The following is a 13,666-nucleotide window of genomic DNA, read 5'->3' on the forward strand; positions in this document are numbered from 1 at the left end:
CCGGGCCTGGGAAATATGCGTCATTTATTGATAGCGTGGGTTTTGTAGGCCGTGCAAGGCGTCAGCCGCCGCCCGGCATAAGCGAGCACAATGTTTAAACCAGACTGCTGACTGCGTAGCTCTCTCTGGAATTGCCCGGTGGCGACTTAAGTCTTACTGGACCTATACCTCTGTTTTTCATTAATTATGATTTTCGTGAAGTGGTAAACCGAAATTAATTTTAACGGGTATATGAGCACAGGAGTTTAAGGCGTGAGATCGCATGAAAGTTTAGGGAAGATGTTTATGCTTGCCGTTGTGGTTAGCCTGATAGCAGGTTGTGCACCGTTACAGCCGTCGGGATGCCACAAAACCTCGGCAACAGGGAGTTGCAGTTCTGGCCGCTGGGACGATCAGGATGAATGGGGTGCACAGGCGCGGGGTATTAAGGCGGCTATAGAAGATAAAATTGCTGAGCCACAACGCTGGAAGGGCAAAAAATGCCGGTTGCATTTGGAATTTGCGCAGGATGGTACGGCGTTGAAGGTATCAACCAGCAAGGGCAACAAAGCGTATTGTGAGGCGGTGAAGTTGGCAGCCCAAAAAGCGAAGTTCCCGGCGTTTAGTAATCCGGAGGTGTATAGGGATTTTCAAAAGGCTGGGTTTGATATGCAGGGGTAGGTGGCGGACTATTGTTGAAATGTCCGCTTTGTGCCAATAGCGGACGTTGTTAAGCTCATGCAGTATGGATTCACGAAGAACAGACGTTATATTTTGTCCTGATTGACACGGGATGAAAGCTCCTGATGGCTCTCTTTTCGCTCGCTGTAACGATCCGCAAGATAACCGGTTTGTCCCTTAAGCAGCAGTGTGATTTTAAACAGCTCCTCGGCTACATCGACGATGCGGTCATACCATGACGAAGGTTTCATTCGGCCGTTTTCGTCGAACTCTTGCCATGCCCTGGCTACGGAAGACTGGTTGGGGATCGTAAACATCCGCATCCAGCGGCCCAGAATACGCATCTGGTTCACTGCATTGAAGGACTGGGAACTACCGCAGACCTGCATTACCGCAAGTGTTTTGCCCTGTGAAGGACGAACCGCGCCTTCACTTAAGGGTATCCAGTCAATCTGCGCCTTCATAACTGCGCTCATAGCCCCGTGCCGTTCCGGAGAACTCCACACCATCCCGTCACACCATCTGACCAGACCGCGTAGCTCGGTGACTTTAGGGTGCGTGTCCGGCGCATCATCCGGCAGGGGTAAACCGGAGGGGTTAAAGAGTTTTACCTCCGCGCCCATTGCCGTCAGCAGGCGACCAGCTTCTTCCGCGGCAAAACGGCTGTAGGAGCGCTCTCTTACTGAGCCATACAGGATCAGAATCCGTGGCGGCTCCTGCAGGTGCAGGCGTTCCGTGATGTGTTGATCAAAGCATTCGGTGTTCAAGGCAGGAAATTGTTCCATTTTTCTCCTCCGGAGAGAACAGGTGATTTTAAAATTTATACATATGATTTAACATATATGTATTCTAAAGAGAACGGAGTGATAAATGCTACAACCTGTTCAGCTTTTCAAAATCCTGTCGGATGAAACACGGCTTGCCATCGTCATGCTTCTCCGGGAGTCCGGTGAACTGTGCGTCTGCGATATCTGCGCGGCCACCTCCGTATCGCAGCCAAAAATCTCGCGACATATGGCTATCCTTCGCGATGCTGGGCTGGTTCTTGACCGTCGTGAAGGCAAATGGATCCACTATCGTCTGTCACCCCACATACCGGCGTGGGCAGCTGAGACAATCACAACGTCCTGGCAGTGTATGCGGGAGGATGTGCGTGAATGGCTGGATAAATCAGCCTGCACCTCCTGCTGAGGCAGGAAAACATATTTACATAATCATATATGATGGAGTCTGAGATGCTTCTGGCAGGGAGTATATTTTTACTGACGCTGGTACTGGTTATCTGGCAACCCAGAGGCCTGAGTATTGGCTGGAGCGCGAGTATCGGGGCAGTGCTGGCGCTCGGAGCCGGTGTCATCCATGTCGCTGATATTCCCGTTGTCTGGAATATCGTCTGGAACGCGACAGCGGCATTTATTGCGGTCATCATCATCAGCCTGCTGCTCGATGAGTCCGGCTTCTTTGAATGGGCCGCACTGCACGTCTCCCGCTGGGGTAACGGACGTGGCCGCCTGCTGTTCACCTGGATAGTCTTGCTCGGTGCCGCTGTTGCTGCGTTGTTTGCCAATGACGGCGCCGCGCTGATCCTGACGCCGATTGTGATTGCGATGCTGCTCGCTCTGGGGTTCAGCCAGGGCACGACACTGGCCTTTGTCATGGCTGCAGGATTTATTGCAGATACGGCCAGCCTGCCGCTCATTGTTTCTAACCTGGTTAATATCGTCTCGGCGGACTTCTTCGGTCTGGGCTTTACGCAGTACGCTTCCGTTATGATCCCCGTGGATGCGGCAGCGATTGCGGCCACGCTGATCATGCTGCATTTCTTCTTCCGCAGGGATATTCCGGCAACGTATGACGTTTCGCTGCTGAAGAAGCCTGCCAGTGCAATCAAGGATCCGGCAACCTTCAGGGCGGGCTGGATTGTCCTGTTATTGCTGCTTGTCGGTTTCTTTGTTCTGGAGCCGCTGGGGATCCCGGTCAGTGCGATAGCGGCGGCTGGCGCAGCAGTGCTGTTTGTGGTGGCGAAACGAGGCCATGCCATCAATACCGGGAAAGTCCTGCGCGGTGCGCCATGGCAGATCGTTATTTTCTCGCTGGGCATGTACCTCGTGGTCTATGGCCTGCGCAATGCAGGGCTCACGGAGCACCTGTCTGGTGTGCTGAATCTGCTGGCAGACAAGGGGTTATGGGCAGCGACGTTCGGCACCGGCTTCCTGACGGCATTTCTCTCATCAGTGATGAACAATATGCCGACGGTGCTGATTGGCGCGCTGTCGATTGACGGTAGTACGGCGACTGGCGTCGTCAAAGAGGCAATGATTTATGCCAATGTGATTGGGTGTGATTTAGGCCCGAAAATCACCCCGATAGGCAGTCTGGCAACCTTGCTGTGGCTGCATGTGCTTGCCCGGAAAAATATGACGATCACCTGGGGATATTACTTCCGTACCGGCATTGTCATGACTGTGCCGGTGCTGTTTGTCACTCTGGCCGCTCTGGCGTGGCGGCTCTCTGTCACTTTGTAATGAGATACTGATATGAGCAACATTACCATCTATCACAACCCGGCCTGTGGCACCTCACGCAACACGCTGGAGATGATCCGTAACAGCGGCAACGAACCGATGATAATTCATTATCTCGATACGCCACCGACCCGTGATGAGCTGATTAAACTTATTTCAGATATGGGAATTACGGTGCGTGCATTACTGCGTAAGAATGTTGAGCCTTATGAACTCCTGGGTCTTGATGAAGAGAAATTTAGTGATGAGCAGTTGATTGATTTCATGCTTCAACATCCGATCCTGATTAATCGGCCGATTGTCGTTACGCCGCTTGGCACTCGTCTTTGCCGCCCTTCAGAAATAGTGCTGGATATTCTACCGGAAGGCCAGAAAGGAGCGTTTACCAAAGAGGATGGCGAGAAGGTCATTGACGAAACGGGGAAGCGGGTTAATTAATCTACCCACTTCAAAATATCGGACGCCTGTTTACGCTATGCGGGCGTCCGCTTTTCGCTCACAGCAGACCTTCAGTTCAGACAACTTGCCCGCTACATGCCAGGAATGGCCGTGGACGCATTTGGTAACCATAAAGATTCGATGTAAATCAATAACGTGAATTGCTGAAAGGATCATTAGCTAATTCCATATTTGCATAATCTTTTATCTCTTCCAGGCTTAATCAGTACCTTAGCTAAGGAGAAATCATGTTAGACGAATTCAAAAAATGCATCGAATCATGTTATCTGTGTGCAGCTGCCTGTGATCATTGTGCGGCTTCATGCCTCGAAGAAGGGAATCTGGATATGATGCGTGAGTGCATAAAACTGGACATGCAGTGTGCAAATATCTGCCGTCTTGCAGCTCAATTCATGACATTAAATAGCGATTCATCCCAGGCGCTCTGCCGTCTTTGCGCTGATGTTTGCCAGAAGTGCGGGGATGAATGTGGAAAGCATGAACATGACCATTGCCAGGAGTGCTCCAGAGCCTGTCATCACTGCGCCGAGCAGTGCAGAAAGATGGCCGCCTGAGAAAACTGACACTTTCTAAACCCGCCTCGGCGGGTTTTTATAGCTTGCGGTATACTGTTTTAGAATTAGACAGATAGCTTTAAGGGTACAGTTAAAATTAGAGCTATTCTTAAGTACTTATAGTTTCCCTGCCTAATAACGTTCCGGGCCACACCCGGCATTTATCAACTGCCTCAAAAAGCAGATAAGCCCCAACACAATTAGCAGCGCGGATAATGCTGTCAACATAGCAACCGTCATTAGAAAATCCATGCTCTCAGTAGTATTCAATCAGAATTGTAGAACGTATTTTTCTTTTGTCATTGCCCTTCGTTGACATTATTTCAGGTAACCCGATTAGTTGGATCGGATACAGCCAAACATATTAATAGTCGCTGCGGCATGCCCAGGGCAAAGATGCCCGCTTCCCGCTCAAAGCGGACATGTATAGCCGTTTTGCAAAGACTCAGTGCCAGCCAGTATTGCAGGCATCAGAAGCCGTACACTATTTCCCTTTCTGTCAGTAACAGCTTCTCAGGACCTGAGTTGCAGCGTATCGGCGAACTGAAGGTAATATTGCTCGATGAGTTTCTGTCCATTGTCCGGAGAGAACAGGTACAGACGCATCAGTCCCTCAAAAACGAGGGAAAGGCGCTCTGTAACGGCGTCCGGATTGAGCTCAGCAGATATCTGACCGCTGTTCTGGGCCGCGCGTATCTTGTTATGAACGCTGCTGATCAGGCCCGACTCAGAATCGCGAAGGAGTTCGGCGACATGTGTGTTACGCGCACCTTCACTGGCGATCTCAGCGCGTAAAACCGCCACCGCGTGTCCCTCGGATGTGAGGAATATCTCTGCCAGCAGCTCTTCAATCGCCTTGCGACTGAAATCCGTACTCCAGAAACGGCTTATCAGATTGTGATGCCGCTGCAGGTCGAGTTCGATAAGCGCAGTGATGAGGGCTTCCTTACTCGGGTAGTACTGGTAGATGTTCGCAACGCTGACACCTGCAGCTGCACCGATCTCGGAAATGGATGAGGCGTGAAACCCGCGTTGTATAAAGCAGTTTCGGGCCCCGTCGAGGATCTGGGTCATGCGTTCTTCACGCGCATGCTCATTCACGGGACGCCCGCGCAGGGGCTTGTCTGCATCAGTTTTCATTTTCACAATATATTCCATTCAGGTAACACAAGGACGGCACCGGGATGGTGTCGTCCTCAGTTTGCAGGTAAGGCTGACTGCAAAGCGATAAGCCTCAGAGTGAGGTCGGCGTTGCCTCAACGCTCGCATAGACCTTGATTTCCTGGAACTGCTCAATCGCACGTGGCCCGCAGAGGACGCCGATACCACTTTGCTTGAAGCCGCTCTGTTCAAAGTGCTCCGACATGACGCCCCAGCAGTTTAGCCAGATATGCCCGGCTTGAACAGCTTTGCCGACTCGCCGGCAGCGCGCCGTATCGCCCGAGAACACCGAAGCGGCGAGACCAAATTCCGTAGCGTTTGCGCGCATGATTGCATCGGCTTCTTCTTCAAAGATCTCGAAAGTCTGGACCGGCCCGAAGACCTCGGACTGGATGACACGGGTGTCCAGGTCCTGGACTTCGATCAGGGTGGGGCGATAGAACGCGCCTGCGGCCAGAGGGCCTTCCTCGACCGGGCCGCCGCGCACAAGAATGTTTGCATAGGATCCTGCTTCAGCGACCACGGCATCAACGCGCCGAACACTGGCTTTGTCGATCAGTGGACCAAGCTGCGCCTGCGGATCCTCGCTTTCGCCGAGCCGGACGTTCCGGTAAGCCTCGACCAGCGCTGCGCGCAACCGGTCGGCAATGCCACGCTGGACCAGTACACGCGAACCGGTGCAGCAGAACTGGCCGTTCATCGCGACCAGTGCCATGACGATCTGCGGTACCACCACATCAGGACTGGCATCATCGAATACAATCAGCGGCGCCTTGCCGCCCAGTTCGAGGTTCAGACGCTTGAGCGTTCTGGCTCCGTTGGCGGCAATGAGACGGCCAACCCTGGTGCTGCCGGTATAGCTGATCATGTTCACCAGAGGGGAGTCGACCAGCATGGAGGCACCCGTACTCCCGGTTTCGGTGATCACATTCAGTACACCCGGTGGCAGCGATTTGACGGCTGCTATTGCCCCGGAAAACAGGGCATTGGTAAGCGCGGTCTGATGTGGCAGCTTCAGTACCACCGTGCATCCGGCAGCCAGCGCGGGAGCGAGAGCGCGCACGGACAGGATGATGGGTGAGTTCCAGGGCGAGATAACTCCCACAACGCCAAGAGGTTCGGGATCGGAATGAAAGTGCATCCCCGGGGCGGCTTCAAGGGCGCGCCCACCGGTCTGTAACAGTGCGGTGGCGGCACCATAACGCAGCCACTCCACCGTTAATGCCAGTTCCCACTGAGTCTGCGCCAGCAGTTTGCCTCCTTCACGGGCGAGCTGAATTGCTATCTCGTCCACCCGTTTTGCGACCTCATCGGCCAGCTCAGACAGGGCACGCGAGCGCAGGGAGCGGTCTCTGGACCAGTTTGTTGTGTCGAAAGCAGTGCGGGCGGCTTCGATAGCATGGTGTGCTTCGTCAGCGCCGGCGTCCAGGTAACTTCCCAGCGGCTGGCCGGTCGAAGGACTGACCGCCTGTCTGATCGTGCCTCCGGTGTTCCAGCTACCGTTGATCCAGTTCTTTGCAGCTTCAGTCAGATTCGGGCGTTCCATGATATTTCCTTTCAGTGTGTCCCGCGGATGGGTTGACGCAGACAGGGTGCGGGGAGTCCCGGGTCTGAGCGGTTGACGCCGAAGCTAAAGGCTGCCCGTTTGCGTCGCGATAAATATAAAAGTAAGCGATCATTTATATAAATGCAATGCTATTTTACCGCGCTCAGAAATTATGGGGATCACGCCGCTGGCGTGGACGGGACTCGCCCTGATGAGGATACGATGGTCATGGAACGCACACGCATCACCCTGGGACGGTAACGCATGTCGTTTGCTGTCCGGTACAGGTGGGCTGTAGCTGTACCGGATGCGTGTCTTCAGTAAGCGAAATGTTTATTGTGTTCAGACGGAGTGATCGTACTCATACCCGGGCCGCGACACACCGGCACAACGCTTTACAGATCTTTCAGCAGATTAGCTGACAGCTGGCGAAGCAGATCTAACTCCTCATCTTTCATCTGCATGGTACATCTCATTTTACCAGGCAGTTCCAGCAGAGCCTCTTTCATCTCATGCGCCTTTTCAGTAAGGACGACATTTTTCATCCTTTCATCACCGACGACGGCCATCCTTTTCAGAAACCCCTTCCCCTCTAGTTTTTGCACAAGCGGCGTCAGCGTTCCCGAGTCAAATAATGTCTTCTGACCAAGCGCCCGTAACGGGATATCGTCCTGCTCATACAGTGCCATGAGCACGACAAACTGTGGGTAGGTCAGGTCAAATTCTTTCAGTAATGGCCGGTACTGGCGGATCAGCGCGTTTGTAACCGAGTACAAAGAGAAGCAGAGCTTTTCTTCCAGAATGCTGTTTTTTTTCATTTAATTAACCCCGGCAGGAAGATATAAAACAGTATAAATAATATTTGATATAAAGAATATTGCATGCAAGTTTAATTCGCAAAAGTTAGTTGCCGGTAACAGAACGATGAACATACTTTTAATAAGGCTCAGTCACAAAAGCCGGATCGGCTGTTCTGACTTCTGCCAGTTTTGCATTCGCGCCTGCTGTATTTTCTGAACAACCGGCCAGTCTTTCTGCTCCGCAGCGGGGCCCGGGCTTTTCTTAACGGCCCCTGCTCATTGAACCGCTTCTCATCCCTTACAGCGGGCCACCCACCTGACGTCTGTAAATTTCCTGTAAAATAACCGTTGTGTTTATATAAGTGATCATTTACTTTTATATTAATCATGACGCAAACGGGCAGCCTTTCGCTCCGGCGATAACCAGGCTGACAAGAGATGACCTGCCCCGGGTCCATCAAGCTGCGGGACACACTGAAAGGAAATATCGTGGAACGCCCGAATCTGACTGAAACGACCTGGAACTGGATCATCTGCGGCCAGCCGCCGGGCAAGGACCAGAACATGGGTCGTACCCGAGGCGGGTGACAGGGCGCAGGAGTAGCCGAATCTGAAGATCAGAATGGATCCTCTTCTAACGTAATGTTTTTAAATACTTAATTAACCAAATTTAAAAAATGAAGGAATAATATTTGACTCAAAGAATATTGCGTGCAAGCATTATGCATACAAGACAGATGCCGAAAACAACCGGCGCTCAACTGAATAATACAATCAACATACATCTAACGAGGCTTAATCATGAAAACCGTATCAGCTGTCCTGACTTCTGCTCTTTTCGCATCCGCCACCGCTGTAGCTTCCGAACAACCGGTCAACCTTCCTGCTCCTACGGCCGGAGTGCAGGCATTTCTCAACGTGCTGAACTCCGGTAACGGCAAGCCCATGGAACAACTGACTCCGCAGGAGGCCCGTCAGATACTGATCGGGGCACAGAAGGGCGTTACGCTGCCTTCTGCACAGGTTTCAGAAAAAATCATTACGGTGAACGGGCAATCCATAACACTGAAAATCGTGAAACCGGAAAATGCTACCGGTACACTTCCTGTGTTCATGTTCTTCCATGGTGGTGGCTGGGTGCTGGGAGATTTCCCGACTCATGAACGCCTTATCCGGGATCTGGTTCGCTCCTCCGGCGCTGCTGCAGTATATGTGGACTACACACCGTCACCGGAGGCCCACTTCCCTGTCGCGATTAACCAGGCGTATGAAGCAACTAAATGGGTAGCTGAACACGGTCAGGAAATTGGCGTGGATGGCAGCCGTCTGGGCCTTGTCGGTAACAGCGTCGGCGGGAATATGGTGGCCTCCGTTGCGCTGCAGGCCAGACAGTTTAACGGGCCGAAGATCCGTTATAACGTGATGCTGTGGCCGGTAACCGACGCGAATTTTAACAACGCATCCTATAACCAGTACGAAAATGGCTATTTCCTGACGAAAAACATGATGAAATGGTTCTGGGATAACTACACCACAAGCGCGTCCGACCGTAATAATATTCTGGCCTCGCCATTGCGTGCCACCACGGAACAGCTGAAAGGGTTCCCGCAGACCTTAATCCAGACGGCGGAACTTGATGTCCTGCGCGACGAAGGTGAAGCGTTCGGTCGCAAGCTGGATGCAGCTGGTGTACCAGTGACCGTGACACGCTATAACGGCATGATCCATGACTATGGGCTGCTGAACCCGTTAAGTCAGGAGCCCACCGTCAAAACTGCGCTGGAGCAGGCGGGTGCAGAACTGTATAAACATCTGAAATAATAACCTGATGGTATTCCAGCAGCGCGGCCAGAGGCCGCGCTGTTTTGTATGAGTCTGGTTCATACCTGTGCTAATGCCAGGCGAGAAAGCCTTTGTTGAGCAAATCAAATTATGCAGTGATGTTATTCTTTGCTGTAAGTCCTCGCATCAACCTTAATCTCTGAATGCTGCTTTTCGCTCATGGCAGACCTTCGCAGCTGCCTGTTAAGTGCCAGAAACGGTCGTACAGGGTTAACAGAAATATCCCGGAAAAGTATTACAGGCAGCCTCCTGTCATCAGGAGCCTAAACCACTTGTTCAGGCCAGCGCCTTTTGCGCGGCGCTGGAAGAGTGGAGCGCGTAGTAAGCCGGGTTCCGCATACGGAACATAACGCACCGTGTGGCAGGTTTAGCAAGGGACTGAAGGAAGTGAAAAAGAAGCGGTTGCTTTTACAGGCAGGACAGATGAATTTCATAACGGGTACAATGCCTCACGCCGTTGACTTAAATGACATCCTGCACCGTTTCGTTATAACTAAAGGAGCATTGGATAACATTTCCTGGTGTTCCTGTAGCCATCAGAAAATCTCGTCCTGTAACGACGACAACCTATCCCGCTTCATCTGCCACTGCTGTTGTATTCCCTGGGTTGCCTCCCGTTTGCGACTGCGCCATCGAGCCAGGCGACGACCTGAAAAGTTGCTCTCTTAAAGTAATTATTTATGCTGCCGATAGGTTATATACCTGCGTCCTGAGCGCGGGACTGATAACAAAACTAAGGGAGTTATGCCCGCTTCCGTGCGGGCTTTTTTTTCTCTCCGGCCCGTTCGGAAATGCGCCAGCGTGGAATTACTGCTGAATGTCAGGCTGTTCTTTCGACTTTGCTTCAGCCATAGCTGCCATGGTTCCCGGCTGGCGCCGAACCCGGAACTTGTCGTCGTTCACGCTGATGGATATCACCCGGAAAAAACCCGCTCAGGTTCCGGCCGGGGATTACGCCTGAACCCGGAAATTTGCGCTTGTTGTGCAGGGGCCCCGGGGAAGGGTTTCCTGTTCACAGCCTTCCTGCGGCTGTGAGCTCCACGCCAGTCCGGACATTAACGCAAAGTGAAAAGTATTTCCCGGCAGGCAAACCTTTTATCGCCCAGTCAGACTATAAACGCCATATTTTCCCTTAATAAGGTCGAATGCTCATTACCCTGACGGGTGCATGATTAGCGTAAACCCGTATCTGAACCATGACGTATCACTGCCGTATTTAATCATCACCCGCAGACAAGAGCAGTGTGATAACCATTGCAGAAAAGCCGTTGCATAATTTGTATGGCAGGTATCTGACTTCAGTATAGAACATGTTTCAGTGCCGCAGTATCGTACTGGGTGCAGAAAACACAATACAGTGACAATAATGAAAATATATTTTGCATACTATTACGGCGCTGCTTTCTTAATCTGAATCTTCAGGGCCTGATACCGCACAAAAAGCCTAAAGATAAGATGTATTTTATTTGCCATTTCCCCCCTGACTGTTAAGGTGTTCCCGTTATCAACCCGCGAAGCACACAAACATAAGAACAGTTTTGACTCAAAGTTGCCCCGCACCGGGGCTTTTTTTAAGCATTGGTTATCAGTACCGAAACTGACAGTTAATCCGGAACAGCATATTTACTGCTAAAGATGCCATCCTGCTGTGTCTGGCGCTGTTTATGTGTTCTGAAACATGCCCGTTACGCATGTTTCAGAACCAGCAAAACTATGTATATGTTTTTACTAAAGATATTAATCTTATGGAAAAGAAAAGAATCTGCAATCATCTCTCAATCAGCTGTCAGTACTCACCTTCCTCTCCTTTTTATCTGGTTTATCTTTTTGAATGGCGGAGCGGGAAATATATTTCTTCTGTTGCGTCTAACAGCAAGGAATCCTTGTTCAGACAAATTAAGGAATATGCTCATCTGAATGAGCAAGAACAAGCCGATCTCCGCAAATTTATCCTCTGAATATTGTCTGTTTCACCGCTCTCACGGAGTCATAAACCTGTCTGCGTTTCGCCTGCCACGATTGTTATGTGCCTGCCAGCCGGCAGTTATCCCGTGGCGATTTCAGACCTGCTTCTGTGAGCGGAATGGGCGCGCAGAAAATTTTTTGAGCCATACTTATAACAGCCGCATTTTTCTTTTTGTTCGTCTAACAGAGGAGGAATGTATGCAGTTAGTTAGTGAGAAGGGTGTCGTGTCTTCCCGGGATTTAGATTTTCTTGCCTGTAGCTTTGCCCGGATGCATTTGCATGGCCGGCATCTGTGCACGGATGCCATAACCGGCAACATGGATGAAGGCTGCCGGCTGTGGTTCCTTAACCGTTATGACTTTTATGTTGAACAGCTGAAAGATAAGGAACTGCAGGAGTAACCCCAGGCCGGGTGGCGATCGCTGCCCGGCATTCGCCTTAAAGTCATGCGTTATGCCAGCCCTGTCAGCAATACGCGTTGAGCCACAGCTGACGCAGGCACCCGGTACGCTCCGGAGACCGGACATATTTTTCCGCGTTGCGGGTAAGCGTCCGGTAAACCACTCTGGCTTCGGCAGTGTCTTTCGTTATAGCGCGTGAGCAGGGTTCAGGAATGATCAGCTCACCGGGGCAGCCACACAGGCCATCCCTGAACGGCTCTGCGGACGTGAGGCGGAAATAAAAAAGCCTGTCCGGACGGACAGGCTCAAAAAGCACTGACCAGGTTCTGAAACAGGTGCCGGGTGCCTCCCGGTGGCCCGTTACCGGTTATACGAGCCGCAAGCATTACATACATCAATCGGATTGCCCCGCCGCACAGGGGGATCCACCACCGTTAAATCTGGTCATGTTCACAGCGAAACGCCAGTTCCCGTGTCTGTCAAAGAGGCGGCGACAGCGGACCCTGTAATACCTCAGCCTCGCCGTCATCGCAGATATCGAAACCCCGCGTCAGGTACCATATCCCCCTGACGATCCGCCCCGTTTGCAGGTCTTCCGTTTCGCCATCGGTGTAGTAAGCTACCTGAACCCTGCCGTTGTGTCGTATCCAGTAGAAACCTTCCTGCATAAGCCCTGCCTTATCTGAATTCTGATAGCCACATAACACACCCTTAATATTAGCGGGTATGTGCTGATGAAAGCGGGGATCAGGATCACAGCGCGTGGTACCGGCCGGAAGATGCACCTGGGGTACGCGGAGCGGCAACAACAGGCCTCTGCCAGCCGGGCCATGAACCGGTGTTGCAGACACACTGTCATGGCGGTTCGCCCGGTCCGGTATTTATGCAGCGTAAGCTGAGGTCAGTGGGGTTTCCCGGCACGCACTGGATCCTTGTCAGAACACGCCATATCATCCCGGGCTTACCGGTGTAGTCCTGTCCGGAGAGCGAAGGAGACAGCCCGCAATACATGGCTGCTGTTATAACCCCTTTATCAGATCAGCCAGATAACCGTTACTGACGCAGGATAAAAGGTACCTGGCGTTGCTGTTGTGATTGAGGTGCCGGTAATAAAGCGACCGGATTTCATTATATTTGCCCTCTGACAAAAGGTTCTGCAGTTCCGCGTGCCGGGCCGCATGGTCAGCCACCCACCGGACATGCCCGGACAGGTTATGTTCACGATCGACACGGGATTCTATCTGGCTCATGACATCTGCCAGTTCGTTATCGGATGCAGCAGAGATAAGCGCTCCCGCAGCCTCATTATGCGCCAGCAGTTTCAGGCAGCTGTTCCGCAGAAGACTGACGTCCTTCCGCTGGCCCGGAACGCCATTATCATAAAGGCGTAAGCCCTCATGCCAGACACACCAGGCAACGTGCTTATAAAGCGACTGCATATCCACAGACATAGTGCCTCCGGTTGCGCTCATCAAAAGTAATATATAAGCCATGCGGGCGGGAAAATCCGTACTACGTAAGCCTGAAAAAGCCCGGGGGTGCCCGGTGATATCAGGCTGAATATTATCTTTCGCTTATTTCGGGTTAAAACATCTTCCTGTAGTTATGAACATTTTCGGAGGGAGGATTATATATCCTGTATTGACGCGGAGCATGAGGAACAATTTGTGACTCAGGCTGTCATTTCCTGTATGGCTATACGTTATGCTGTCAACGTAAGTTTGATATAATATATATTGTTTAGAGTGGTGA

General features: G+C 51.7%; 13 protein-coding genes. 7 read left to right on the top strand and 6 right to left on the bottom strand.

Going from position 1 to position 13,666, the window contains the following annotated elements; all coding sequences use genetic code 11:
- Window positions 1-279 precede the first annotated feature (279 nt).
- Window positions 280-660 carry a cell envelope integrity TolA C-terminal domain-containing protein gene (locus tag GNG26_RS05455; RefSeq protein WP_370463888.1) on the top strand — a complete coding sequence of 127 codons (381 nt, stop codon included), beginning with the start codon at window positions 280-282 and terminating at the stop codon, window positions 658-660.
- 86 nt (window positions 661-746) lie between these two features.
- On the opposite strand, the gene arsH is transcribed toward GNG26_RS05455, so the two are convergent.
- Entirely contained in the window at window positions 747-1,445 is a 699-nt protein-coding gene (gene arsH, locus GNG26_RS05460) for an arsenical resistance protein ArsH (protein ID WP_156238004.1), read from the bottom strand.
- Between the two features lie 85 nt (window positions 1,446-1,530).
- Here arsH and GNG26_RS05465 point away from each other — a divergent pair, with 85 nt between their 5' ends.
- From GNG26_RS05465 to GNG26_RS05480, 4 genes are all read left to right on the top strand, one after another.
- Entirely contained in the window at window positions 1,531-1,851 is a 321-nt protein-coding gene (locus tag GNG26_RS05465; RefSeq protein WP_156238005.1) for a transcriptional regulator, read from the top strand.
- A gap of 44 nt (window positions 1,852-1,895) precedes the next feature.
- Complete coding sequence (locus GNG26_RS05470; protein WP_156238006.1) at window positions 1,896-3,185, top strand: arsenic transporter; 1,290 nt, start codon at window positions 1,896-1,898, stop codon at window positions 3,183-3,185.
- 12 nt (window positions 3,186-3,197) lie between these two features.
- Complete coding sequence (gene arsC / locus GNG26_RS05475) at window positions 3,198-3,623, top strand: glutaredoxin-dependent arsenate reductase (RefSeq protein ID WP_156238007.1); 426 nt, start codon at window positions 3,198-3,200, stop codon at window positions 3,621-3,623.
- 248 nt (window positions 3,624-3,871) lie between these two features.
- Window positions 3,872-4,198 (top strand): four-helix bundle copper-binding protein, encoded by a 327-nt coding sequence (locus GNG26_RS05480; RefSeq protein WP_156238008.1) that lies wholly within the window; start codon window positions 3,872-3,874, stop codon window positions 4,196-4,198.
- A gap of 513 nt (window positions 4,199-4,711) precedes the next feature.
- Here the strand turns inward: GNG26_RS05480 and GNG26_RS05485 are convergent.
- From GNG26_RS05485 to GNG26_RS05495, 3 genes are all read right to left on the bottom strand, one after another.
- Window positions 4,712-5,338: a TetR/AcrR family transcriptional regulator gene (locus GNG26_RS05485; protein WP_231604297.1), complete on the bottom strand. Its 627-nt coding sequence runs from the start codon at window positions 5,336-5,338 to the stop codon at window positions 4,712-4,714.
- A 94-nt stretch (window positions 5,339-5,432) separates the two neighbouring features.
- Window positions 5,433-6,905, bottom strand: a complete 1,473-nt coding sequence (locus GNG26_RS05490) for an aldehyde dehydrogenase family protein (RefSeq protein WP_156238010.1) — start codon at window positions 6,903-6,905, stop codon at window positions 5,433-5,435.
- Between the two features lie 395 nt (window positions 6,906-7,300).
- Window positions 7,301-7,723 carry a MarR family winged helix-turn-helix transcriptional regulator gene (locus GNG26_RS05495; RefSeq protein ID WP_156238011.1) on the bottom strand — a complete coding sequence of 141 codons (423 nt, stop codon included), beginning with the start codon at window positions 7,721-7,723 and terminating at the stop codon, window positions 7,301-7,303.
- 783 nt (window positions 7,724-8,506) lie between these two features.
- Here GNG26_RS05495 and GNG26_RS05500 point away from each other — a divergent pair.
- Together GNG26_RS05500 and GNG26_RS05505 are read left to right on the top strand one after the other, a co-directional pair.
- A complete protein-coding gene (locus tag GNG26_RS05500; protein ID WP_156238012.1) occupies window positions 8,507-9,526 on the top strand; it encodes an alpha/beta hydrolase in 1,020 nt (339 codons plus the stop codon).
- 2,184 nt (window positions 9,527-11,710) lie between these two features.
- Window positions 11,711-11,914: a glycogen synthesis protein GlgS gene (locus tag GNG26_RS05505; RefSeq protein WP_156238013.1), complete on the top strand. Its 204-nt coding sequence runs from the start codon at window positions 11,711-11,713 to the stop codon at window positions 11,912-11,914.
- Between the two features lie 479 nt (window positions 11,915-12,393).
- Here the strand turns inward: GNG26_RS05505 and GNG26_RS22615 are convergent, their stop codons facing one another.
- Both GNG26_RS22615 and GNG26_RS05510 read right to left on the bottom strand, forming a co-directional pair.
- Window positions 12,394-12,582, bottom strand: a complete 189-nt coding sequence (locus tag GNG26_RS22615) for a hypothetical protein (RefSeq protein WP_103181190.1) — start codon at window positions 12,580-12,582, stop codon at window positions 12,394-12,396.
- Window positions 12,583-12,933: 351 nt separating this feature from the next.
- Window positions 12,934-13,365, bottom strand: coding sequence for a hypothetical protein (locus GNG26_RS05510; protein ID WP_156238014.1), 432 nt, complete (start codon window positions 13,363-13,365; stop codon window positions 12,934-12,936).
- Window positions 13,366-13,666: the final 301 nt, after the last annotated feature.

The sequence above is a fragment of the Leclercia sp. J807 genome, assembly GCF_009734465.1.
GTDB lineage: Bacteria > Pseudomonadota > Gammaproteobacteria > Enterobacterales > Enterobacteriaceae > Enterobacter.